The 19,905-nt window shown below is 40.5% G+C and carries 20 protein-coding genes; 6 read left to right on the top strand and 14 right to left on the bottom strand.

The features are described 5' to 3' along the window. Window positions 1-8: 8 nt before the first annotated feature. Complete coding sequence (locus ACTWP7_RS12800; RefSeq protein WP_443123599.1) at window positions 9-764, bottom strand: SDR family oxidoreductase; 756 nt, start codon at window positions 762-764, stop codon at window positions 9-11. A 285-nt stretch (window positions 765-1,049) separates the two neighbouring features. Here ACTWP7_RS12800 and ACTWP7_RS12795 point away from each other — a divergent pair, with 285 nt between their 5' ends. Next, the gene (locus ACTWP7_RS12795; RefSeq protein ID WP_443123507.1) at window positions 1,050-1,616 is read left to right on the top strand and encodes a glycerol-3-phosphate responsive antiterminator; all 567 of its coding nucleotides are present in this window, start codon (window positions 1,050-1,052) and stop codon (window positions 1,614-1,616) included. Window positions 1,617-2,463: 847 nt separating this feature from the next. Here ACTWP7_RS12795 and ACTWP7_RS12790 read toward each other — a convergent pair. Both ACTWP7_RS12790 and ACTWP7_RS12785 read right to left on the bottom strand, forming a co-directional pair. After that, window positions 2,464-4,017, bottom strand: coding sequence for a PTS transporter subunit EIIC (locus ACTWP7_RS12790; RefSeq protein WP_443123506.1), 1,554 nt, complete (start codon window positions 4,015-4,017; stop codon window positions 2,464-2,466). 87 nt (window positions 4,018-4,104) lie between these two features. Continuing rightward, window positions 4,105-5,454 carry a 6-phospho-alpha-glucosidase gene (locus ACTWP7_RS12785; RefSeq protein WP_443123505.1) on the bottom strand — a complete coding sequence of 450 codons (1,350 nt, stop codon included), beginning with the start codon at window positions 5,452-5,454 and terminating at the stop codon, window positions 4,105-4,107. 147 nt (window positions 5,455-5,601) lie between these two features. Between ACTWP7_RS12785 and ACTWP7_RS12780 the strand changes: the two genes are divergently transcribed. Further along, window positions 5,602-6,315, top strand: coding sequence for a GntR family transcriptional regulator (locus ACTWP7_RS12780; RefSeq protein WP_014641749.1), 714 nt, complete (start codon window positions 5,602-5,604; stop codon window positions 6,313-6,315). Between the two features lie 68 nt (window positions 6,316-6,383). On the opposite strand, the gene ACTWP7_RS12775 is transcribed toward ACTWP7_RS12780, so the two are convergent. From ACTWP7_RS12775 to ACTWP7_RS12735, 9 genes are all read right to left on the bottom strand, one after another. Beyond that, window positions 6,384-7,118: a TspO/MBR family protein gene (locus ACTWP7_RS12775; protein WP_443123504.1), complete on the bottom strand. Its 735-nt coding sequence runs from the start codon at window positions 7,116-7,118 to the stop codon at window positions 6,384-6,386. Window positions 7,119-7,273: 155 nt separating this feature from the next. Beyond that, a complete protein-coding gene (locus ACTWP7_RS12770; protein ID WP_014641747.1) occupies window positions 7,274-7,468 on the bottom strand; it encodes a hypothetical protein in 195 nt (64 codons plus the stop codon). Window positions 7,469-7,586: 118 nt separating this feature from the next. Continuing rightward, window positions 7,587-8,138 (bottom strand): hypothetical protein, encoded by a 552-nt coding sequence (locus ACTWP7_RS12765; RefSeq protein WP_443123503.1) that lies wholly within the window; start codon window positions 8,136-8,138, stop codon window positions 7,587-7,589. After that, on the bottom strand, window positions 8,135-8,839 hold the full coding sequence (locus ACTWP7_RS12760) for a hypothetical protein (RefSeq protein WP_443123502.1): 705 nt from the start codon (window positions 8,837-8,839) through the stop codon (window positions 8,135-8,137). Before ACTWP7_RS12760 ends, ACTWP7_RS12765 begins: the two co-directional genes overlap by 4 nt. A 324-nt stretch (window positions 8,840-9,163) precedes the next feature. Next, the gene (locus ACTWP7_RS12755; RefSeq protein ID WP_443123501.1) at window positions 9,164-10,696 is read right to left on the bottom strand and encodes a hypothetical protein; all 1,533 of its coding nucleotides are present in this window, start codon (window positions 10,694-10,696) and stop codon (window positions 9,164-9,166) included. 22 nt (window positions 10,697-10,718) lie between these two features. Further along, window positions 10,719-11,024 carry a hypothetical protein gene (locus tag ACTWP7_RS12750; protein WP_443123500.1) on the bottom strand — a complete coding sequence of 102 codons (306 nt, stop codon included), beginning with the start codon at window positions 11,022-11,024 and terminating at the stop codon, window positions 10,719-10,721. Then, on the bottom strand, window positions 11,017-11,586 hold the full coding sequence (locus tag ACTWP7_RS12745; protein ID WP_443123499.1) for a hypothetical protein: 570 nt from the start codon (window positions 11,584-11,586) through the stop codon (window positions 11,017-11,019). The genes ACTWP7_RS12750 and ACTWP7_RS12745 overlap by 8 nt, the downstream gene beginning before the upstream one ends. 193 nt (window positions 11,587-11,779) lie before the next feature. After that, window positions 11,780-12,424 (bottom strand): hypothetical protein, encoded by a 645-nt coding sequence (locus tag ACTWP7_RS12740; protein ID WP_443123498.1) that lies wholly within the window; start codon window positions 12,422-12,424, stop codon window positions 11,780-11,782. A gap of 379 nt (window positions 12,425-12,803) precedes the next feature. Next, the gene (locus ACTWP7_RS12735; protein WP_443123497.1) at window positions 12,804-14,069 is read right to left on the bottom strand and encodes a surface carbohydrate biosynthesis protein; all 1,266 of its coding nucleotides are present in this window, start codon (window positions 14,067-14,069) and stop codon (window positions 12,804-12,806) included. Between the two features lie 635 nt (window positions 14,070-14,704). Between ACTWP7_RS12735 and ACTWP7_RS12730 the strand changes: the two genes are divergently transcribed. The 4 genes from ACTWP7_RS12730 (at window position 14,705) to ACTWP7_RS12715 (ending at window position 17,790) form a co-directional block, all read left to right on the top strand. Next, complete coding sequence (locus ACTWP7_RS12730; RefSeq protein WP_443123496.1) at window positions 14,705-16,339, top strand: hypothetical protein; 1,635 nt, start codon at window positions 14,705-14,707, stop codon at window positions 16,337-16,339. Further along, window positions 16,336-16,749, top strand: a complete 414-nt coding sequence (locus tag ACTWP7_RS12725; protein ID WP_443123495.1) for a Mov34/MPN/PAD-1 family protein — start codon at window positions 16,336-16,338, stop codon at window positions 16,747-16,749. Before ACTWP7_RS12730 ends, ACTWP7_RS12725 begins: the two co-directional genes overlap by 4 nt. 57 nt (window positions 16,750-16,806) lie before the next feature. After that, window positions 16,807-16,956, top strand: coding sequence for a hypothetical protein (locus tag ACTWP7_RS12720; RefSeq protein WP_443123494.1), 150 nt, complete (start codon window positions 16,807-16,809; stop codon window positions 16,954-16,956). Window positions 16,957-17,337: 381 nt separating this feature from the next. Continuing rightward, the gene (locus tag ACTWP7_RS12715) at window positions 17,338-17,790 is read left to right on the top strand and encodes a hypothetical protein (RefSeq protein ID WP_443123493.1); all 453 of its coding nucleotides are present in this window, start codon (window positions 17,338-17,340) and stop codon (window positions 17,788-17,790) included. A 177-nt stretch (window positions 17,791-17,967) separates the two neighbouring features. Here the strand turns inward: ACTWP7_RS12715 and ACTWP7_RS12710 are convergent, their stop codons facing one another. Together ACTWP7_RS12710 and ACTWP7_RS12705 are read right to left on the bottom strand one after the other, a co-directional pair. Next, window positions 17,968-18,621: an SDR family oxidoreductase gene (locus ACTWP7_RS12710; protein ID WP_443123492.1), complete on the bottom strand. Its 654-nt coding sequence runs from the start codon at window positions 18,619-18,621 to the stop codon at window positions 17,968-17,970. A 205-nt stretch (window positions 18,622-18,826) separates the two neighbouring features. After that, the gene (locus tag ACTWP7_RS12705; protein ID WP_014641733.1) at window positions 18,827-19,771 is read right to left on the bottom strand and encodes a ribose-phosphate diphosphokinase; all 945 of its coding nucleotides are present in this window, start codon (window positions 19,769-19,771) and stop codon (window positions 18,827-18,829) included. Window positions 19,772-19,905 lie beyond the last annotated feature (134 nt).

Here is a 19,905-nt window from a genome sequence, read left to right as displayed (position 1 = left end):
ATTCTGTCTTATCGAACGAGATAGCCGCCGTCCACTGCTACAATATGGCCATTAACATAGTCTGACGCACGACTGGCCAGGAAGACGACTGCCCCCATCAAGTCCATAGGCTCTCCCCATCGATTGGCCGGTGTATGATCCAATACTCTTTGGTTGGTCTCCGGATTATTTCTTGTTTCCTGAGTGAGCTCCGTAGCATAGTAGCCAGGTGCTATACCATTCACCTGGATGTTATAACCTGCCAGCTCATCACAGTATGCCTTCGTTAATCCTGCTACTCCATGCTTACTGGCTGCATAGGCAGGTGAGCCGCTCCCTCCGTGAAAAGAAAACACGGAACAGATATTAATAATTTTCCCGCGCTTCTTAGGAATCATGGTTTTTGCAGCTTCATGACTAATTTCAAATGCAGCCGTTAAGTTTACCTGGATCAGTGGATCCCATTTATCTCTTCCGAATTCATCAAACCCGGCAACCTTATTCATCCCCGCGCTATTTACTACAATGTCGAGTGAGCCCATCGTTTCTACACACTGCTCAATCGTTCGCTTGGCAGCTCCATCTTCTGTAATATTTACTTGCATAAATTCCATGCGGGAGCCTTTACTTTCAATAAGTTCTCTCGTTGTTCCATCATCCTCTGTCAAACTTGCAATAAAAACATCTGCACCCGCTTCAGCTAAAGCAACAGAAAACGCACGGCCGAGACCAGAGTTCCCTCCAGTTACGAGAGCCGTTTGACCTTCGAGGGAAAAGAAATCCATCGTAAAATCTGTCAGTTTCAAAGCTGTATTCACTCCTTTCTCCTAGAATAATGAGCCAAAAAAAGAGAGAAAAGCATACTTCCCCCAGGGGAAGTTACTTTTCTCTCGGCTCTAGTAACTTATCTGTCTATTAGTATAGGACTCTCTCCAAAAGCTGTCAACTTTCTCCTTTATACGACTCTAAAGCCGAACCAGTCCCATTCAACAAGCAACCCGTTTAATTTTCCATCCATCGGTATCTGCTATATACTAATTAGAGAAAACTTACAGGATAAGGAGATTGTCATGAAACAGCATGTAGAAGAAGTCCTCGAAGAAAATCCCGTCATCGCTGCGGTCAAAGACAGCAATGGACTGCAGGAAGCCATCCAGACTGACTGTAACATTATCTTTATTTTAAATAGCGATATCATTAATGTCGGAAAAATTGTGGATCAAGTTAAAGATCATGGAAAGCTTGCTTTTGTACACGTGGATCTCTTAGAAGGTACGTCTAATAAGGAAGTCGCTTTGCAATTCTTAAAAGAAAGCACCAAAGCTGACGGCATTATTAGTACAAAAGCCCAGATGGTTCATGCAGCAAGAAACTATGGCTTTTACACGGTACACCGCTTCTTTCTGGTGGACTCCATTTCTTTCAAAAGCATTGATAAACAAATTGCAAATTCCAACCCGCACTTTATCGAAATTCTTCCAGGCATGATGCCAAAAGCGATCGGATGGGTAAAAGATAAAATTGATGTACCCATCATAGCGAGTGGCTTAGTTTGCGAAAAAGAAGATGTCGTTACAGCCTTACAGGCAGGAGCCATCGCTATTTCCTCTACAAATAATGAAGTGTGGTATATGTAAAATTCGAATTTAAGTCTATCTCCCCCTCCCCACTCCTTCTTTCATACTCCTCGTTAATTGAATTAACGCTTTTTTTAAATATCGGTGTGGATTTTACAGTAAAGCTCCCGATAGTTGAAAACTCAGTTTCGAGATATTTTGGGTTCGTTACTTAATATAGAGAAGGGGTGGCTGCGGAAACAACTCGCTTTCCTGCGGCGGAACTGGCAAGCCTCCTCGCTCGTTTCACTCCCTGTGGGGTCTCGCCTAGCTCCTTCTCCCGCGGGAGTCTCGTTGTTTCCTCCGCCACCCAGCCATTTCACATGAACGGACCCTGGGCAGTAGAAAAAGCAGGAAGAAAATCGTCTTAAGTGCTTCTATAGCGCCGTTCATACCCTTGAGGCGCTCGGTATTTAGCGTTGATCACATAGGTTATTTCCCCTCATATTAAGGCAATTACGTAAAGGATTTGAACGCTCTATGATTGTAAAGGGGTGGAAGGGAACGGTGAAGACTCCTGCGGGATGAACATGATCGGTGAGATCCCGCAGGGCTGTTAAGCCCGAGGAAGCTCAGCACAAATAAGAAGTTCGACTAAGATCGCCACGTCCTGTGGCAACGTCGAACGACCATGCGTCGTGCAAGGCCGGAAAGCGAAATCGTCCCCCGAAGGACCTTCCTCATAACCAATATCTCGAAACTGAGTCTTCCACAATCCGGCCCTATAACTTAATAAAACTCTGTTAAATATCAACAATAATCTTTATAAAATTAAAGCCTGCCATGAGCTCCTTGAACTCATGGCAGGCTTCTTTTGATCCAGGTTTTTATCTTCACTCAAATCCTTTTTAAATAGGAAGACTATTATTTAAGCACTTGACTCATCCCTAATACGATTAATCTCATTTTTATAAAGATCAGAACGTCCTCCGAAGATAGCTTGAATATTCTTATCCACTTTAACTACACCAGCGGCTCCCAGTGCTTTTAACTCATCTTCATCGATCTTGCTGACTTCGTTTACTTCGACTCTTAATCTGGTGAAGCAGGCATCCACGTGTTTTAAGTTGGATTCCCCGCCTAACGCCGTCATAATTGATGCGGCCGTTTCTCGAGTCTGCTCGGATTTTCCACCCTTTTTCTTTTCGTTGAAATCCTTACGTGTATAAAGCTTGTTCTCTTGACCTCCACGACCTGGAGTAGCCAGATCCCATTTTTTAATGGCAAAGGAGAAGGAGAAGTAATATACCACAAAGAAGATAGCTCCGACCACGATATTCATCCACCAGTTGTTTGTACCTGGAATGGCATTGACCAGTACATAATCGATGAGTCCGGATCCTCCTGCCCAGCCAATATTGGCATCTAACATATACATAGCTGCAAAAGATACACCAGCCAGGACGGCGTGAAACACGAATAGAAGAGGTGCTACGAACAAGAATGTAAATTCAATCGGCTCTGTGATTCCGGTAATAAAGGCTGTACCAGCAGCAGCCACAAGCATTCCTTTTACTACGGGACGGTTTTTCTTGTCCGCCTGACGATACATAGCAAGAGCCGCTCCAACAAGTCCAAACATAATGACAGGGAACTTACCAGCCATGAAACGTCCAGCCGTTACTTCCACTCCTTCAGCCACTTGTGCTAAAAAGATATATTGGTCTCCGGATACAGCGCTTCCAGCCACTTCCGCTGTACCGCCCAGTGAAGTCCATAAAAACGGGGCGTACCAAATATGATGAAGTCCGGTTGGTATTAGAACCCTTTCAAGGAAACCGTATAATCCAATGTAAAGGGGGTTCGTTGCTCCATTCGCAATTACGTTAGCCACGGCATTAATGCCGCCTTGAATCGGCGGCCACACGACCATCATAGCCATAGCAAGGAATATGGAAGAGAAAACCATGGCAATCCCGACCGAACGATCCCCGGCAAAGAAGCCCAGTACTTCCGGTGGATCAAACTCGTGAAATTTATTATAAATGAACACAGCGAGTAAACCGACTACAATCCCTCCGAGCACTCCTGTTTCCAGGGTGGGAATGCCGAGGGCGGAACCATATTCTCCGCTTTCCTGTACCATCTCAGGTGTGATGCTGAGCGCAAAAGAAATGGTTTTATTCATGATTACGTACCCTAATAGTGCAGCCAGTGCAGCAATTCCGGATCCATTTGTTAGACCGATCGCGACCCCAAGGGCAAATATAATAGCCAAGTTATTAAATATGCTGATTCCGATGTCGGACATCCCTTGACCGATGAACTGAATCGCATCATTTTGTAAAAAGGTCAGTGTTTCTGACAGTGGGCCGGTAAGGGCTGCGCCAATTCCAAGTAATATACCTGCAGCAGGCAAGAGGGCGACTGGCACCATTAACGACTTTCCAAACTTCTGTAAAGCTCCAAAATGTTTTTTCATGATTTAGCTTATCCTCCTTTTAAGCAAACGCTTTCTTATCAAGGGAAAGAATAGACCCGAATACACGGTCCGGGTCTATAAATTTGATTAAACCGTCTGAGCTTTTTTACTGGCGTACAATGCAGGCCAGTAGTCTTTGTTTGCTTCGATCATATCATCAAGAATCTTTCTTGCCCTTGGAGCGTCAATAACCGTTCGGTTCAAGGTCAAAGCCTGCAGGGCTTTTTCGTAGCTATTTTCATAATAAGCATCCACCACAAGTTTCTCATAAGCCAACTGTCCCTCAATTAACCCTTTGTAAAAGGTAGAAATATGGCCTACAGCGAAAGGTTTAGGACCGCGATTGGTAATGACTGAAGGAACCTCCACCATGACATCATCAGGTAGATTGGCAATCGCTCCGTTGTTCTCAACCATCACTATAAAAATATCACCGTTATTATAAGCCATAGACGCCGCAACACGAATCATATAACGGCCATGGATATCTACTTCAAGCTCCACATTTTCAGTAGTATCGTCTGCAATAATTTGATCAGCCAGGGTATGGACCCGCTTTTCGCGACCGTTAATCACCTGACGGGCACGGGTATTATCCGGCTCTTCTTTATCCACCATCTGTGAAGGATATAAATAATACTGCAAATACGTGTTAGGTAAATACTCCGGAAAATCCGTCACCATCTGCTCCACTTGTTTAAACGTTTTAATCCAGGAAGGATCATTAGCGATCTCAGCATCCTCCGGAATAAAGCCATCCTCTGTAATAGCACGCTTAATCGTGTCTGTATGATCCTTGCCATCTTTATCTAAGATTCTAGTAAACCAGCCAAAGTGATTAAGACCAAAGTATTCAGGGACAAGATCAAATACGTCCTTACCTAGTATTCCGGCATAACTCACCATAATTGCCGCCGGCATATCACAAATATTCAGCAGCTTCTTATCTTCAGGAAATTCACGGCGGAGAGCTTCCGCAACAATGGCAGCTGGATTCGTGTAATTCAAAATCCAGGCATCCGGGGAGTAATGGCGAATATCATTGACGAGATCAATCATATCTCCAATGGAACGAAGCCCGTAAGCCATGCCTCCAGGGCCGCATGTTTCCTGCCCTACAGCTCCGTATCGAAGTGGAATCTGTTCATCCTGCTCACGCATCGCAAGCCCGCCGGTACGAATTTGAACAAAAACAAAGTCAGCGTTTGTTAATGCTTCCTTCTTATTCGTCGTATAGTTGAACGACTCAAGTTCTGGATATTTCTCACGCAAAATGATTTCTGAAGCTTTTGCTATTTTTTCCTGGCGCTCAGCATTTGTGTCATAGAATGTGATCGACTTTAACGGAAACTGTCCTTTTTCCGCCACTAAACTCATGATCATACCAATGGTGTAGGTACTACCGCCGCCCACAACTACAAGGTTTTGCTTTTTCATAGGGTACGCCTCCTAATAGGTATTATATTTGTATTAAATAATTGTTAATATGAATATAATACATATTTGTGAAAGCGTCAACATTTGTATCGAAATTTTTATGATATTTGGTTATAATATGGATATAGATGAACAGGAGGAATTCGTATGGCAGCTCCTTTATACCGGAGAATTGCACAACAAATAAAAGAAGATATTTCCGAAGGGATTTGGAAAGAAGGAGAGGCTATACCAACGGAACTCCATCTTTCTGAACAATATCAGGCCTCACGCGTCACCGTACGGCAGGCTGTTAAAGTACTTGTGGAAGAAGGATTATTGGAAAGAATTCAGGGAAGCGGCACCTATGTAAAAGAGCAAAAGATTGAACATAATATATTTGAATTAATCAGTTTTACAGAAGAAATGAGAAAGCTTGATAAACAACCGGTCAACCGCATTCTTGACTTCCAATTGATTGATCCTACTGATTATATAAAAAGAATGCTCCGGCTTTCCGACGGGGAAAAAGTCTTTTTCGTACGCAGGCAGCGACTCGTGGATGAAATTCCCTATGTATTGGAAGAAACCTATCTTCCGGTAACGATGTTTCCAAATCTATCGTATAGCATTATGACTGGATCAAAATATGACTATATTGAGAAAGAAGTAGGGAAAAAGATCAAGGAAAGCTTTCAGGAAGTGATCCCGGTTTTACCAACTCCGGATATTGCGGAAGCTTTAACTGTTGATGACTCCACCCCGATTTTAAAAATGCAATCCTATAGTATTTTTATAGATGGTACGGTATTCGAATACAGCGAAAACTATTTTAAGAGTGACGAATATAAATTCACTCTTCGGGCTAAGCGACTCCAATAATCAGGTCAGACAGAACAGGAAAAAAGGGTGCTTCTCACTAATTGGAGAAGCACCCTTTTCTTTTGAATTTATTCCTGTTTTCTTTGCTTCAAAGCAAAAAAGACTGTAACCACCAGAATGAGAGCGGCAAAAATATAAGAGGAGTACACCACAAGAGGCACATCTGCATCCTGATTTTGAACCCCTATTCCGACGAACGCCCAAACAAACACGAGCGGATACACCCAGTCATTTTTCGTTATTAAAATATAGAAAGCAAGCAGAGTCGCTATAATGAGAAGAATGAACGTCCAGACAGAAGCAGAGATCCCAAATCCGCTCCACTCAATATAAGTGAGATAGTAGCTGATGTTAGCAATCGTAGCTACGCTGATCCACCCGAGATATACGGAAAATGGCAGCCGGTCCAGAAACGAAGCATCGACTGCTTCCGCTTTTATATAAAGACGAATAAGAGTAAGCAGTAAAAGGATCATGACGATGACCGATAATCCAAAGAAGTTGTAATGCCACATAAAAATCCAAAGACTGTTCAGAATGCAGCTTAACACGAAGAGTCCACTTACCGCTTGATAAATAGGCAGATTTCGTCTGCTGACTGGAAACTGGCGGAGAACCCAGATGCCAAGCAGGATGTAGATTAACCCCCATATACTGAACACATATCCAGCTGGAGTAAACAGGACGTTCAGCCTGTTGGAAATTTCTCCTGTTGTCTGACCATTAAGCGGCAGCGTATTGGCGAGTCCATTAACGACCACAACAAGTAAATAAGCGAATAGATTTAAAATAAATTTGCCCATAGGAACACTCCTTTTCAATAACAGCTATGATACATATTATTCCTTCTCCCCCTTGAATAAAACGTTTTTCTTCAGGAAACAAGAACATCGAAAATGAACATAAAAAAAGACTGCTGATAATTTCTCGACAGTCTTAAAAATTTTTTGGCGATTTTTTACTTGTATTGATATTTATTTGAGTTTTCCAGAACTAAAAAATAGTTGAGAACAAACTGACGAACTTCCCATTCAGGTACTTCCTGATTACCGTCTGTAAATCCAGATGGACTATAAGAATAGTTTCCGAACTGGGATCGCTGCTCTTCCTTCATTTCCGCAATTACCTGGTTGGTTTTCTCCATATAACTCATGCTTATCATCCTTTTTAGAATCAGTATGGACAAATGGAAAAAGATTTATAAGGCATTTTATAGTTTGCTATGAAACATTCGTCTTACAAGCGTGTAAAACTGAACTTATGGCTGCCTGTTACCATAGGAGACTATCGATCTTGCTTTTTAAGTTACTAAACTCCACTGGAGAGCAAAATTTATGGATCGTCGAAAGTGAAATCGTTTTTTGCTGAGGAAAGAATTCATCCAAAAATGATGTAGACAACACAAAGTAATCCCAGCGGTTTACATCAAGAATGTCATAATCAGATTTATCCTGATCCGTGTACACGCAAAATACATAGCACTCCGAATTGCGCTGTGCTTCAGAGCTCATTTTTCCTGTAGTAGAGTTCCACGCTTTTGCCTCAGATATATTAAATATAATTTTAGAAGGCTTCTGTTGTTCCCACGCCTGTAAATAAGCTGACGATTTCACTTCTATTAATCTTCCTTTATAGAAAAAGTCCGCTTTATCCCACTCAACTCGGGGTTCATGAGTTAGCCCTAAAGCATACCCAACTAAAAATTCAGCGAAAACCCCTCTAGTTGTGTTACTTAATAGATCTGAATAAGCCCAGCGCCAAAATTCAACAACCGTCGTATCTGTTCCTTTTATATGTTTTTCTTCACATATCTTCGCGGTCATTCCACCCCTCCATTGTCTCCTTTTAAGCTATCCGGATACAAGGTCACTAAACGATTGAGCAAATTTGAAGAGTTAAAATTTATATCCATTTCTTCAAAAACTTCCTGGTAATGATTCATCCATTGGCTAATGGGAGTTGGCTTATGACTTTCATCATCGACAAAATTCACAAGCGCAAGCCAGGTTGGTATCTTCATTTTTTCATTCAATATATACAAGTAAGCTAAACGATTGGAGAGTTGATAGTAATGATGCAACCATGTATGCATAGTGGCTTCTGATCCTAAAAATGTTTTTGTCTCTTTAATTGTTCGTTTTATCAGTTCTATACTGTGGGGATCCGTTGCTTTTATCTTAGATGTCATTTCGTTTACGTGAGCTTTTGCTTCTACTAACAATAACCCTTTCGTCCCACCCTTACCCTGCACCATGGCTATGCCATCCCACCTTGGACCCTGGGCAGGCCAGTAGTCCTTTATTTGAGATTGAGCGCTCTTCCATTCATCATACAAGTCGAGAAAATCATTTCGATACTCTGTAGGAGTTCTGTTTTCTAGTGGAGAATGCCAAATAATATTCTTATCTTTATCCAAAAACGAAAGCAGTGACGGGGAACTCATTAGAAGCCTGTTATTAAGATCACGTGAAAAATGATTAACATACGTTTCAATTAAATATTGACTGCCTTTACTAATTTCCATTCACCTCACTAACTTGAATATTTTTTACCCCTTCATGTTTTAAGTATTCTCCAGAATTATGTAATCACCTTTATTATCACGCTAAATTAAAGATAAGGAATTAGTTATAATCTCCTCTCCTTGAATGGAAAGATATGATCACTGCAATTCTATAAGAATACTAAAAAGACAACCCGCCATACCGGTGGATTGCCTTTTTGCGACAGCATCATTATATGAATAGGATGACATTGCATCTTGGCCTCTTTTTATGCTTCGACATCTATTTCTTAACTGGTACAGCCGTACTGAATACTGCGATCGATCCAAACTAGTACTCCGTATTTAATCTCCTTCATCAATACTTTCTTCTAACTCATGAATATCACTCGTCAGCTCCTCTAACTTTCGTTCTAATGCTTTAACAAAAGCAACCTTTCCATTAAATGGATTATCTTCTCTCATAGTTCCACCCAATAGAAAATTCATTTGCTTCTCCATATCCGTTAAAAGAACCGCCTCCTCTTCTTTTTCTTTTTCTAAAGCTGCTTTTTGATCCTCATATTGTTCCTGTATATTCGCGTTCGCATTTTGTAGACGTTCTATTTCAGCATACAATTGCTCCACTTTTGCTTGATCTTCCTCCTTTTGCTTGGACCAGGAGGATTTATGGTTTTCAAAGTCTTTGACCAGTTGTTTCTTTTCATTTATAGCTTTTTTCATCTCCGCCTGCTGTCTTCTATTTTCATCCTCATACACATTGATTTTACTTTGTAAATTTTCCGTTTCTTGCTCGTATTTTTTTTTCCATTGATTTTTTTGAGTCGTAACTTTTTCTATTTCCGTTTGCAAACTCTGTATCTCAATAGATTTATTTTCATTTTCCTGCTCCTGAAGGATAAGGGCGGCCTCTAAATTACTCACCTTAGACTTTAGAGATTCCTGGACCTCTTTAGATTGGGAAATCGTTTGATCGGCTTCTTTAAGTTTATCTTCCATCTCTTGTTTAAATTCGGATAACGTTTTTCTTAAATGCACATTTTCTTGATCAGAAGAAGACTTCGCCTCTTTTGCCTTCTGAAAATCTTTCTTTACCTGTACATAACTGACATGAAGGAAGTTCTTATCTTTCTGTGACTGGGAAAACCTCCCACGAACTTCTCCAAGGTTTCCTTCCAATTCCTTAACTGTGTGAATCAAATCTCGTTTTTGATCTTTTAATTCCGAATTCTGCTCCTGCCAATCTTTTATTTCTTTTTGAAGCCTTTCCTCCTGCTTTTCTAAACGGGCCGTATGTTCTTCAAATCCCTGAATACGTTTTTTCAACTCTTCGTTGGCCGCCCGTGTATCTTCCATCTCCCGCTTAACTTCGGATAACGTTTTTCTTAACCATACGATTTCTTGATCAGAGACCGACTTCGCTTCTTTTGCCCTCTGAAATTCTTTCTTCACCTGTACATAACTGACATGAAGAAGGTTATTATCTTTCTGTGATTGCGATAACCTTACACGAACTTCTCCAAGACTTCCTTCTAATTCCTTAACTGTGTGATAGAGATCTTGCTTTTGCTCTTTTAATTCTGAATTTTTCTCCTGCCAATCTTGAATTTCTTTTTGGAGCCTTTCTTCCTGCTTTTCTAAACGAGCCGTGCGTTCTTCAAATCCCTGGAGACGTTTGCTCAATTCTCCTTTTATATTGGTTTCCTGCTCCCTCCACTCTTCTATTTCCTGTACTAGATTTGCATTTTCAATTTTTAATTTCTCCAGCTGTGAGTAATGATAATTATTTTGATAGTCTTGGACTTTCTTTTTATATTTATCCAGTTCAGCCCTATAATAGATGATCCTTTGCTGCAACTGAATCGGATCCTTCTTCATTAAAAAGTCCTCCCATTCAAAATTAGGATTTCCCTTCTATCATTGTGAGCACTTCTTCAAACTCCCGCCTGCTCTCATCGGTCATCCGTTCGACTTCTTTAATGGCAGCACTAAAATCTTCTGAAGGTGAATCTACTGCAGAAGGAACATATGAACTTCCACCGCTTCGGGACAAATAACTGAGTAGAAGCAAATTCAAGGTATGGTTCTCTAAAAATACAAAACTACTGTTTCCCTTATCGTTTTGCCGCACTTCTTTGAGTTGATTTTCCAATAACCCCTTCATCAATTGCTTCATTAATAATTCATGGTTATCCTGTTCATTCATTTTGCTCCACCTCCTTCTTTGGCACGGCACCATTGAGATTGATGGAATTAAGGGCAGCCACACCCGCCTTATTTTCCTCACTATACACAAAACCCGTAATGCTTCCTGCATAATTGTCTTCCGCAGTCCATTTGACTTGAAAGTTATTAAAAGTAAGCGTTTGACCTGGAGGGATAGTGGATTGCTCTAACGGTTTTAACCAATACTCTTCTTTATTATCTCTTTCGTTCAACCGCTTCCACCCTCCCTGAGCACGACGGGGCATTTTTGACTCGTCGTACACAAATCGACCGGAAAAAGAGAAAGGTGCCCCTTCAGAAACCTTGATACAGATGTAAGGATTGTTTATTGGACTAGAAGATAAGTTTTGGATATGAAAAGATCCCAAGCATAAGTTCTCATCGTCTGGAACATGGGTGATGCTTAGGCTGTATGTAAAGTAGCCGATAAATGGTGTGGAAGGTGCAGAATTTTGAAGTAGCTCTTTCATTCGATTCAAGTAATCCTGGGTTTGCTGATGGTAAGCGTGAATCTTGGATGTCAGATCATGGCTGTCGTTCATCGTTTCCACCCTTTCTAAAAACCAAAATAAAGAGATAGAAGGTCTCTCTTTATCTTATGATTGGCTATTAGCTATTATCACCACTGTTCCCCCCTCCGATCACATAATGAAAAAGCGTGAAATCAGGATTGTTAAAATCCGATTTCACGCTCTCTTCATTGTGGGGAGTTTTCCTCCACCGTTGGCCGGACACTTAACCCTCTCCGTTACCACCGTTAATATTAGGGAAAACAATTGGACATTGCGGCGGACGTACAGGAGTTGGACAAGGAGTCGGTAAAACATCTCTTGGCTCACAGAATTCAGCTAAGAACTCAACCGTTACAGGGAATGAAGATTGAATACTTTGGCAAAGTCTTACAGTGATCTGAGCATCAAATGTTGCTAGTTCATCTGTATCTGTTCCATCATCGGTACAATCAAACGTACATACAAAGCAATCTGCATCTGAGTATGTTACATCCACATCTGTACCTTCTGGTGCGCACAATACCACTTGTTCACAGCGAGAGAACTCCAATTCCACTTCTTCTACAGTTCCATTGATCGGGATTGAGATTGTTACGGTGAAGTTCTTACGTAGGTTAACCACCTGAAGAATTGTTTCTACACCATCAATAACGAATGTACGATTATTACGTTCCAGAATATCAACACTGTCCGGAGTAACCGTACAAGTTACATCTGCAGGGTCAAAATCATCACATTCTACTCCATCTGGCAGATCAATGTCAGTCAAAGTAAGGTCAAATGTTGCCTCGTTAATAACCCAATCGTACACCTTATCGACGTTAATACAAATTAATTCTTGCCCACCACTTAAATTGTTTGCTTGCATAGTTGCAAACACCTCCAAGGAAATTATTGTTCTTGCATTCGTAGCATATGATTGCGATTGACATTTGGTACAGTGCATTAGCGGAACTCTGGGTTAATTTTCATAATAAGTACTTGAGTAAAACTGTGCTTTCTCCATAGTTTATTACTGTTTAACTAAATGGTGACAAATGTCTAGAAAAAATTTCTAAGCGAGTTAAAGCAACTGATATTTATATGAAGGGGAGCAATCATTGAAGTAAAAAATTTAAAAAGAAGCAGCTTGGAGGAATCTACATTCTTCCAAGCTGCTTCCTTTTCTTAGGGTCAGACTTCACTTATTAATGAAGAAATTAAAGACCCACTTTGATAAAAAGTCAGTTTGCTGACAGATGAATTTTTTAATCTGAGCGCAATTCAAACAAATTGGCCGTTAATTCCCTGATAGTAACATTAGATGATGAAGATTGTTCAATTTCATCCAGTTTACTAAAAAAATAATCAATTTCTTCTCTCCTCAAATAAGGGAATCGATACTTAATCTTATCCTTTTTTTCCGGTTTTAATGATGTGGGCTCCTGATCGAGGGGGGGACTTTTAACTTTAAGCTTGTTCAATAAGTGGATAATGTCTTTATAGGCGTATCCTCTTTTCACTCCTGCATAATAATCAGGTAGTGAAGTGGACCTAAGTCTTTCAGTAGCATGATCACTGTTTTGGGTACCATAATAGCTATCAATGAACGAGAACAAGTCCTCCTCGTTTGATGCAATTAAACTTACTTCATTTGGTAAATCCACGTCATACTTGCCCGATTTAAAAGGCATGTAGGAGATAACTGGTTTCGCGAGCAAAGCCGCTTCAATACCTGTGGTGCAGCCATTGTGTATGACCATCCTGGACGCGAGTATCCAGTGAATAACATTACCAGCTTGAATAATTTTGACATTTTCACAATTCGATAATGCACTTCGATAGGACTGAACATTCTCAGTCGGATGTGGTCTAATAATAATAGGTACGGATGGATATTTCTCGCTTATCTTTCTGATTAATGTGATGAAAGAATAATAAAGTTTTTTTATATAGAGAGACGAAGGGTTCGAAGTCCCCTTCTTCTTTCCTCGTCTATGATTATAAAGTGAAAACCTTGTATTAATTAATATGAATTCTCCATGTTTCCTCCTGAGGGAATTAGCTTTTTCTTCGTAAAGCCCCCTGAATTTTTCCTGTAATAAATCAAATCGAGGATTTCCTACTGTATAACATTTACTTTTCTCCCCCGGATACGCAGTACTAATTAGGTTTTGCTGGTACTCCCCCCAACAATATTCCTGTTCCACTAATCTCAACATCCCTTTATTCATCCTGTCTGATAAATAAGCCGTTTTATCAGGGATGATCAGACCTTCCTCATCTAACTCCACTAGAGTATGACCTAATCTTTTGGCGTTGGTAAGCATTCTTTTCCTAATACGCTCCGGATATCCTTTTGAAAAGAAAATACCTTTTGGGAAGTGGTGTGAAGCTGTCTCCACCGCCTTGTGTTCACCTATAATCACCCGATAATTTTCCTTTACAGCATAATACGCAAGCAATAATTTCGCATCTAATTCCCTCGACTTTATTTCTATAGGCAAATAAAGAACGGTGTTCTCTTTTTTCATTTTCCCCATCCAAGTTCCTGCCTTTCCTGTAGTCTTTGTAAAAGGTTAGTGTTGGTTTTTTCATATAAAGACTTATTAAGCTAAAGGGTCGTTTAGTTGAAGACTCCTGCGGGATGAACATGATCGGTGAGATCCCGCAGGGCTGTTAAGCCCGAGGAAGCTCACCACATGGGATGTTCGACTAAGATCGCCAAGTCCTGTGGCAACGTCGAACGACCCTGCATCGTGCAGGGCCGGAAAGCGAAATCGTCCCCCGGAGGACCTTCCGCTCCTCCAATGTCTCGAAACTGAGTCTTTAACAAACGGGAGCTTAACTTTAATATCAACAGGAAATTTTTAGAGAGCCTTCCTGTAAGTGATTATTTCATTCACCAATCCCCTAATCCTAATAGGATCGTAAAAGGTGTTTACAAAATGTATTTTCTATTATTTCTACATAGTCATTCGTTTTGTTTGGGAGTTATTGCCGGACCTTCCTAATATCCGTAGAATTATATTCTGTTCATGTGAAGCATATGATTGGTAGTAGCTGTATGATACAATAGTCAGCTTTGTTGTTTTCCGCATAGATACCGTTGTAACGATTTAATATTTCTCAAATAACATGTTATTGAACGGAAAAGAGTGAAGACGAAATGGATAAAAAAAAGTTCGATCCAGATGACCTGCAAGTCATTAAAGCAAAGATCGATTTATATAAAGCTACCATTGAATCCTTGAAAAAGGAGCACCTAGCTTATCAGGAAATTCTTTGTGAGCATGGTCATTACCAAAAGAAAGAGGAAGTGATACCTTTGAATAAGTTCCATAATAAAGATGAACATATGGAGAACGAATACTATGAGGAAGAGGAGTATATGGAGAGCGAGTATTATGATGAAGAAGAACATTTGGACAGCGAATATCAAGATGAAGATTATATGGAGAATGAACAATTAGAGGCGAATCATTACTTTACCGAACAGTTCGATTACCTTCATGGCTATCTAAATGAACTAGGGCAGGAACTCCTTTCTCTTAATAAAAAAATTGTTCTGATTCTTAAAAAACAGGATCAATTACTGAAAAATAATGGACTTAAGGAGATAAAAGAGGAAATTGCCAGCCTGAAGAAATCATTACAACCAAAAGAAGCCCCAGCTCCACCTGCCACCAAAGCACCACAAGGATTCAGCCAACTTAGAAATATGGTGCGTTCAAACAGTCATGTTTATGATCCAAACGAACAAAGTCGCTTCCAGGGACTTGGCAACTACCCCTCACCGCCTAGAAATTATCCTTCTAACCCAACACAACAAGGAACATCGAAAGGTCGCCGGCCGCTTTCACCAAGCAAAAAAAGTAAAACAGTTAAATCAAATAAGTTAAACTCACCAAAACAACGCACTTCTAGCCCTAAGCCCCCCAAATCAGAAGGCACAACGATTAAAAGAAAGGATGAGCCTGACGCCAACCTCCAAAAAGCAAGTGTGGAAATAAACCAACGACCTCCAGAACCAGCAGTTACCGATGTCACACAGGTACAGCATGAAATACTAACGAATGCTCAAGTAAAAAATAAAAATATGTCCAGACCTAAGCTTTTAGAAACAGAGTCACCAAGCGTCGTAAAAAACGATTCCATTCCAAATGAAAAACCTATCTCCATAAAAGAAGATGTGATGGCACAGCCCACTCCTCCAGAAACAGAACCAGAAGGTGTTATTAATACAAACTCAACTCCCAATAAAGAACCTCTACACGTGCAAGAAGAAGGGACGGCACAGCCCACGCCTGTAAAAACAGAACCAGAAGGTGTTATTAATACAAACTCAACTCCCAATAAAGAACCTCTACACGTGCAAGAAGAAAGGGCGGCACAGCCCACGCCTGCAAGAACAGAACCAGAAGGTGTTATTAATACAAACTCAATTTCCAATAAAGAACCTCTACCCTCACAAGAAGAAGGGACTATTGACTCCCCTGTTTCACAACCAGAAACAGTCCCCGTTGAAAATGAAGGCATCGCCGGGAATCATCACCTACCTGTAAAGGAAGATAAGGTTATCGAACCTTCTAGTCCAGAAACAAGGTTAATAAACGTTCCAAATGAAGAGTTAGAGGTCAATGAAAAGCCTATTATTGAAAATTTAGAGGAACCAAAAAAAAATAAAGAAATGAATCCAGAAGAAAAAAAAATTGAAAAGTCTTTTGAAGGAACTACTAAAAACGTAGAAACACAGAGGAAGCCGTCTGTGAACTCCTTTTTCTCCCTTTTTCAAAGAGGATGAAAGATATTCATTTTATGGTCCCTTTCACTATTTTCCAAGAAATGATCGCTCATTGTCACAGTTATCTACCTTATGAGGGGTGCGGTTTATTGTCGGGAGTGGGAAATCAAGTTCGCCACATCTGGCCTTTACACAACGAAGCAGAATCAAACAAAAGCTTTTATGTTAGTAAACAGCATGTGGAAAAGGCCATTAATCATGCTGTACGAAAGAATGACAGAATTTTAGCAGTCTTTCATTCTCATCCGACGACATCAGCCCTGCCTTCAAGCTATGACCTCTTACAACATGCGGACCCTGAAGTACACATGGTCATTGTTTCCTTTAAGAGAGAGACACCTGAGGTGAAGTGCTACCAAATAGTGAACAAACGACCGAAGCCTATTCGAGTCTCTATATTAACTGACTGAGAGCCGTCTCCTTTCAAGGAAAAATGAATATTGTATTATTGAAAGGAGAGATGGTTGGTGAAGAGGAAAATTAAAACCACAACTACCCTTCCCAAAATATCGCAAGACAAAGATGCCCCGGTCGTCATTAATACGAAAAACGGAAAGCGGACAGCGGCATACAAAAAGTCTGGCGGCTGCTGCGGAAAGCGTCGTTACTCCCAATAAATTAGCGTCAATCCCCTTTAGGGACTGACGCTTTTAAATTAATATACGGAATAAGGATGAGGTTCTCAACACGAATCTGATCCTTTTTTAATTCATAAAAGGGAAAAAATCCCTCCAGATCTTCTATTTCTTATGACCTTACTACCTAAACAATCTTCTAAAATGCATTTCATACATTATTCCATTCGGTACAACCTTCTACACTACATCTGGTTTTTGAGACCTCTGAGAAGACTCCAACATTTCAAAAAAACTTCAATCTCTTGTATGGCCAGACTTTATATATAACAACATAGACAGCGCTCGACAATTACCATTTTATTACCACGTATATTTCCTATAGATTGTTAGAAATGATGGATAGCAAAGGAGGTGGTTACTATGTTGTTAATGATTGTTCTAGGCTTCATCATTCCTTGGCTGACCGCTGGATATGTCTATAAGAGAGCTCCTAAGATTTTCTTTACCGTTGCCCCATTCGCTGCTTTAATCGCATTGACACTGAACCAGCTTGGAATTCAGACAAACCTCTGGACAATCCACACGTCTTCAAATGTGGGGCTTTTAAATACGATGTTTCTTGATTTAGGTATTTTTACAATATCAGCTGTATGGTTTACGTATTTTATGTACTATAAGGAGAAACAACCTGCTTGGATTTACACATTATTTGTTCTTGGAATGACTGGTATTGAATTTACCGCTCTTTCTATTCATCTTTTGACTTATCATGAAAAATGGAGTATTTTCTATACTTTCCTGATGTACCTAGGTGGTTTTATTACGATTCACCTGATTATTCGCAAACTGGACAAACTTGAAGTCTACCCCTAGCCCCCCTCTCTCGGTAACCAGCTACTGATTGAGCTTTACCATGTACCTGGTGCCCCGCTTCATTTTTTTTAAGTTCTTTATGGCACTTTCTTCTTCATACCCCAGCTGATCATCATCAGATAGAGAAAAAGACAATTCACCATTCCGGTGAATTGCCTTTTCTATCGCCTTATTTAATTAAAGAGATTGTATCGCTTCCTTAATCGATTTCGTTCCGCTCACGACCTGAAATTCTTTACCAATTGTTGAATCATCTTCCAAAGTGGCTGCGATCACGTTTGCTACATCTTCTCGTGGGACTTCTCCTCTTTCTACTTTGGAAGCAGCTTCTACCTGGCCGGTTCCTTCATCATTCGTCAGCATACCAGGATGGATGATTGTATGATCCAAATCTGTTCCTCTCAACCATTCATCTGCGTAATGTTTCGCTGCAACGTATGGTGCAAAGGATGAAGGGGCACTCTGAATAGCTTCACGACTTGTATCAAACGAGCTGATCATCACATATCGTTTCACGCCAGCTACTTTAGCTGCTTCGATTGTCTTCACTGCCCCGTCCAAGTCAATAAGAACGGTTTTGTCGGGACCTGTATGAGGTCCAGACCCTGCAGTAAATACAATCGCATCTACTCCTGCAGCTGCTTTCGCAATCGTTTCAATGTCATCCTCTAAATCAACGACTACTGTTTCTGCTCCTTTATCCTCAAAAAAGGACGCCTGTTCCTGCTTACGGATCATAGCTTTAGCTTCCAATTTTTCGCTATCCTGAATAGTGGAAACCAGGTGTTTACCAATTTGACCGTTTGCTCCAACAACAAGTACTTTCATCATTTCTTCATCCTTTCTAAGTTCCAATCTGAATGCATTGCGTGACCCATATTATTATCGTAGATGAAAAAACAGAAAGATGTCTAGAAACTTGCCTTGACAAGTTGGTAACTGCGTCATGATTTGATAAAAAAGATGACCTCTTTTTAACAGAGATCATCCTTTTCACGGGTATTACTTTAAATTTTCCAAGATAGTTATTTCTCTTTTAATCGAACAGTTCACTTACTGAATGATCCGTTTGAACACGTACGATCGCATCTGCAAACAACGGGGCGACAGACAGTGATTTGATTTTGTCAATCTGCTTTTCTTCCGGTAAGAAAACAGTGTTGGTGATGACCAGTTCCTTAATTGGCGAATCAGCAATTTTTTGAACGGCAGGTTCTGATAAAACCGCATGGGTTCCGCAGGCATAAATATCGTTAACTCCGCTTTCCACCAGAGCAGTCGCCGCCTGCACCACCGTTTCTGCTGTATCAATCATATCATCCACGATAATGGCTGTTTTCCCTTCAATGGATCCAACAACATTCATAACCTCATCCGCATTCGGTTCAGGTCTCCGCTTATCAATAAAAGCAATCGGGGTATCTAACAAGTTTGCCATCCTTCTGGCACGACTCAGACCACTAGTTGCTGGTGCTACCACAACGATGTCCTTCATATCTTTTTCTCTGTAGTATTGACCCAGAATAGATGTGCCAAGCAGCTGATCCACAGGGATGTTGAAGAAGCCTTGAATTTGAGGCGCATGCATATCCATAGTAATGACTCTGGAGACCCCTGCCGATTCAAGTAAATCAGCAATCAATTTAGCTGTAATCGGCTCCCGCGCACGAGCCTTTCGATCCTGACGGGCATATCCATAATACGGAAGCACCACATTAATGGTCCTAGCTGAAGCCCTCTTCATTGCATCAATCATAATTAATAATTCCATCAAGTGTTCATTAACTGGCTGAGAGGTGGATTGAATAAGATAAATATCGTCCCCCCTCACACTTTCTTCAATATTAATTTGCACTTCACCATCACTAAAACGAACAACGGAGCTTTTTCCTATTGGCGTCTCTAATATCTCAGATATTTCCTGCGCTAAAGGTTCATTGGAGTTTAACGTAAATAGCTTCATTGCGGATTTTGAACTCATGTAAATCTCTCCCGAACTTCAAATTTTTAACTCGTTTATGTAGCTGTCCACCCTTCAGATAAAGAGGACATTTCTAGTTATTATTCTGTTAAGACATTTACGATATTATAACATATAGACACCGGTCTTTCAGA

Source organism: Halobacillus sp. B29 (genome assembly GCF_052246755.1).
Classification (GTDB): Bacteria; Bacillota; Bacilli; order Bacillales; family Halobacillaceae; genus Halobacillus; species Halobacillus halophilus.
Note: the sequence above shows the minus strand (reverse complement) of the source record. Positions and strands in the feature narration are given on the sequence as shown.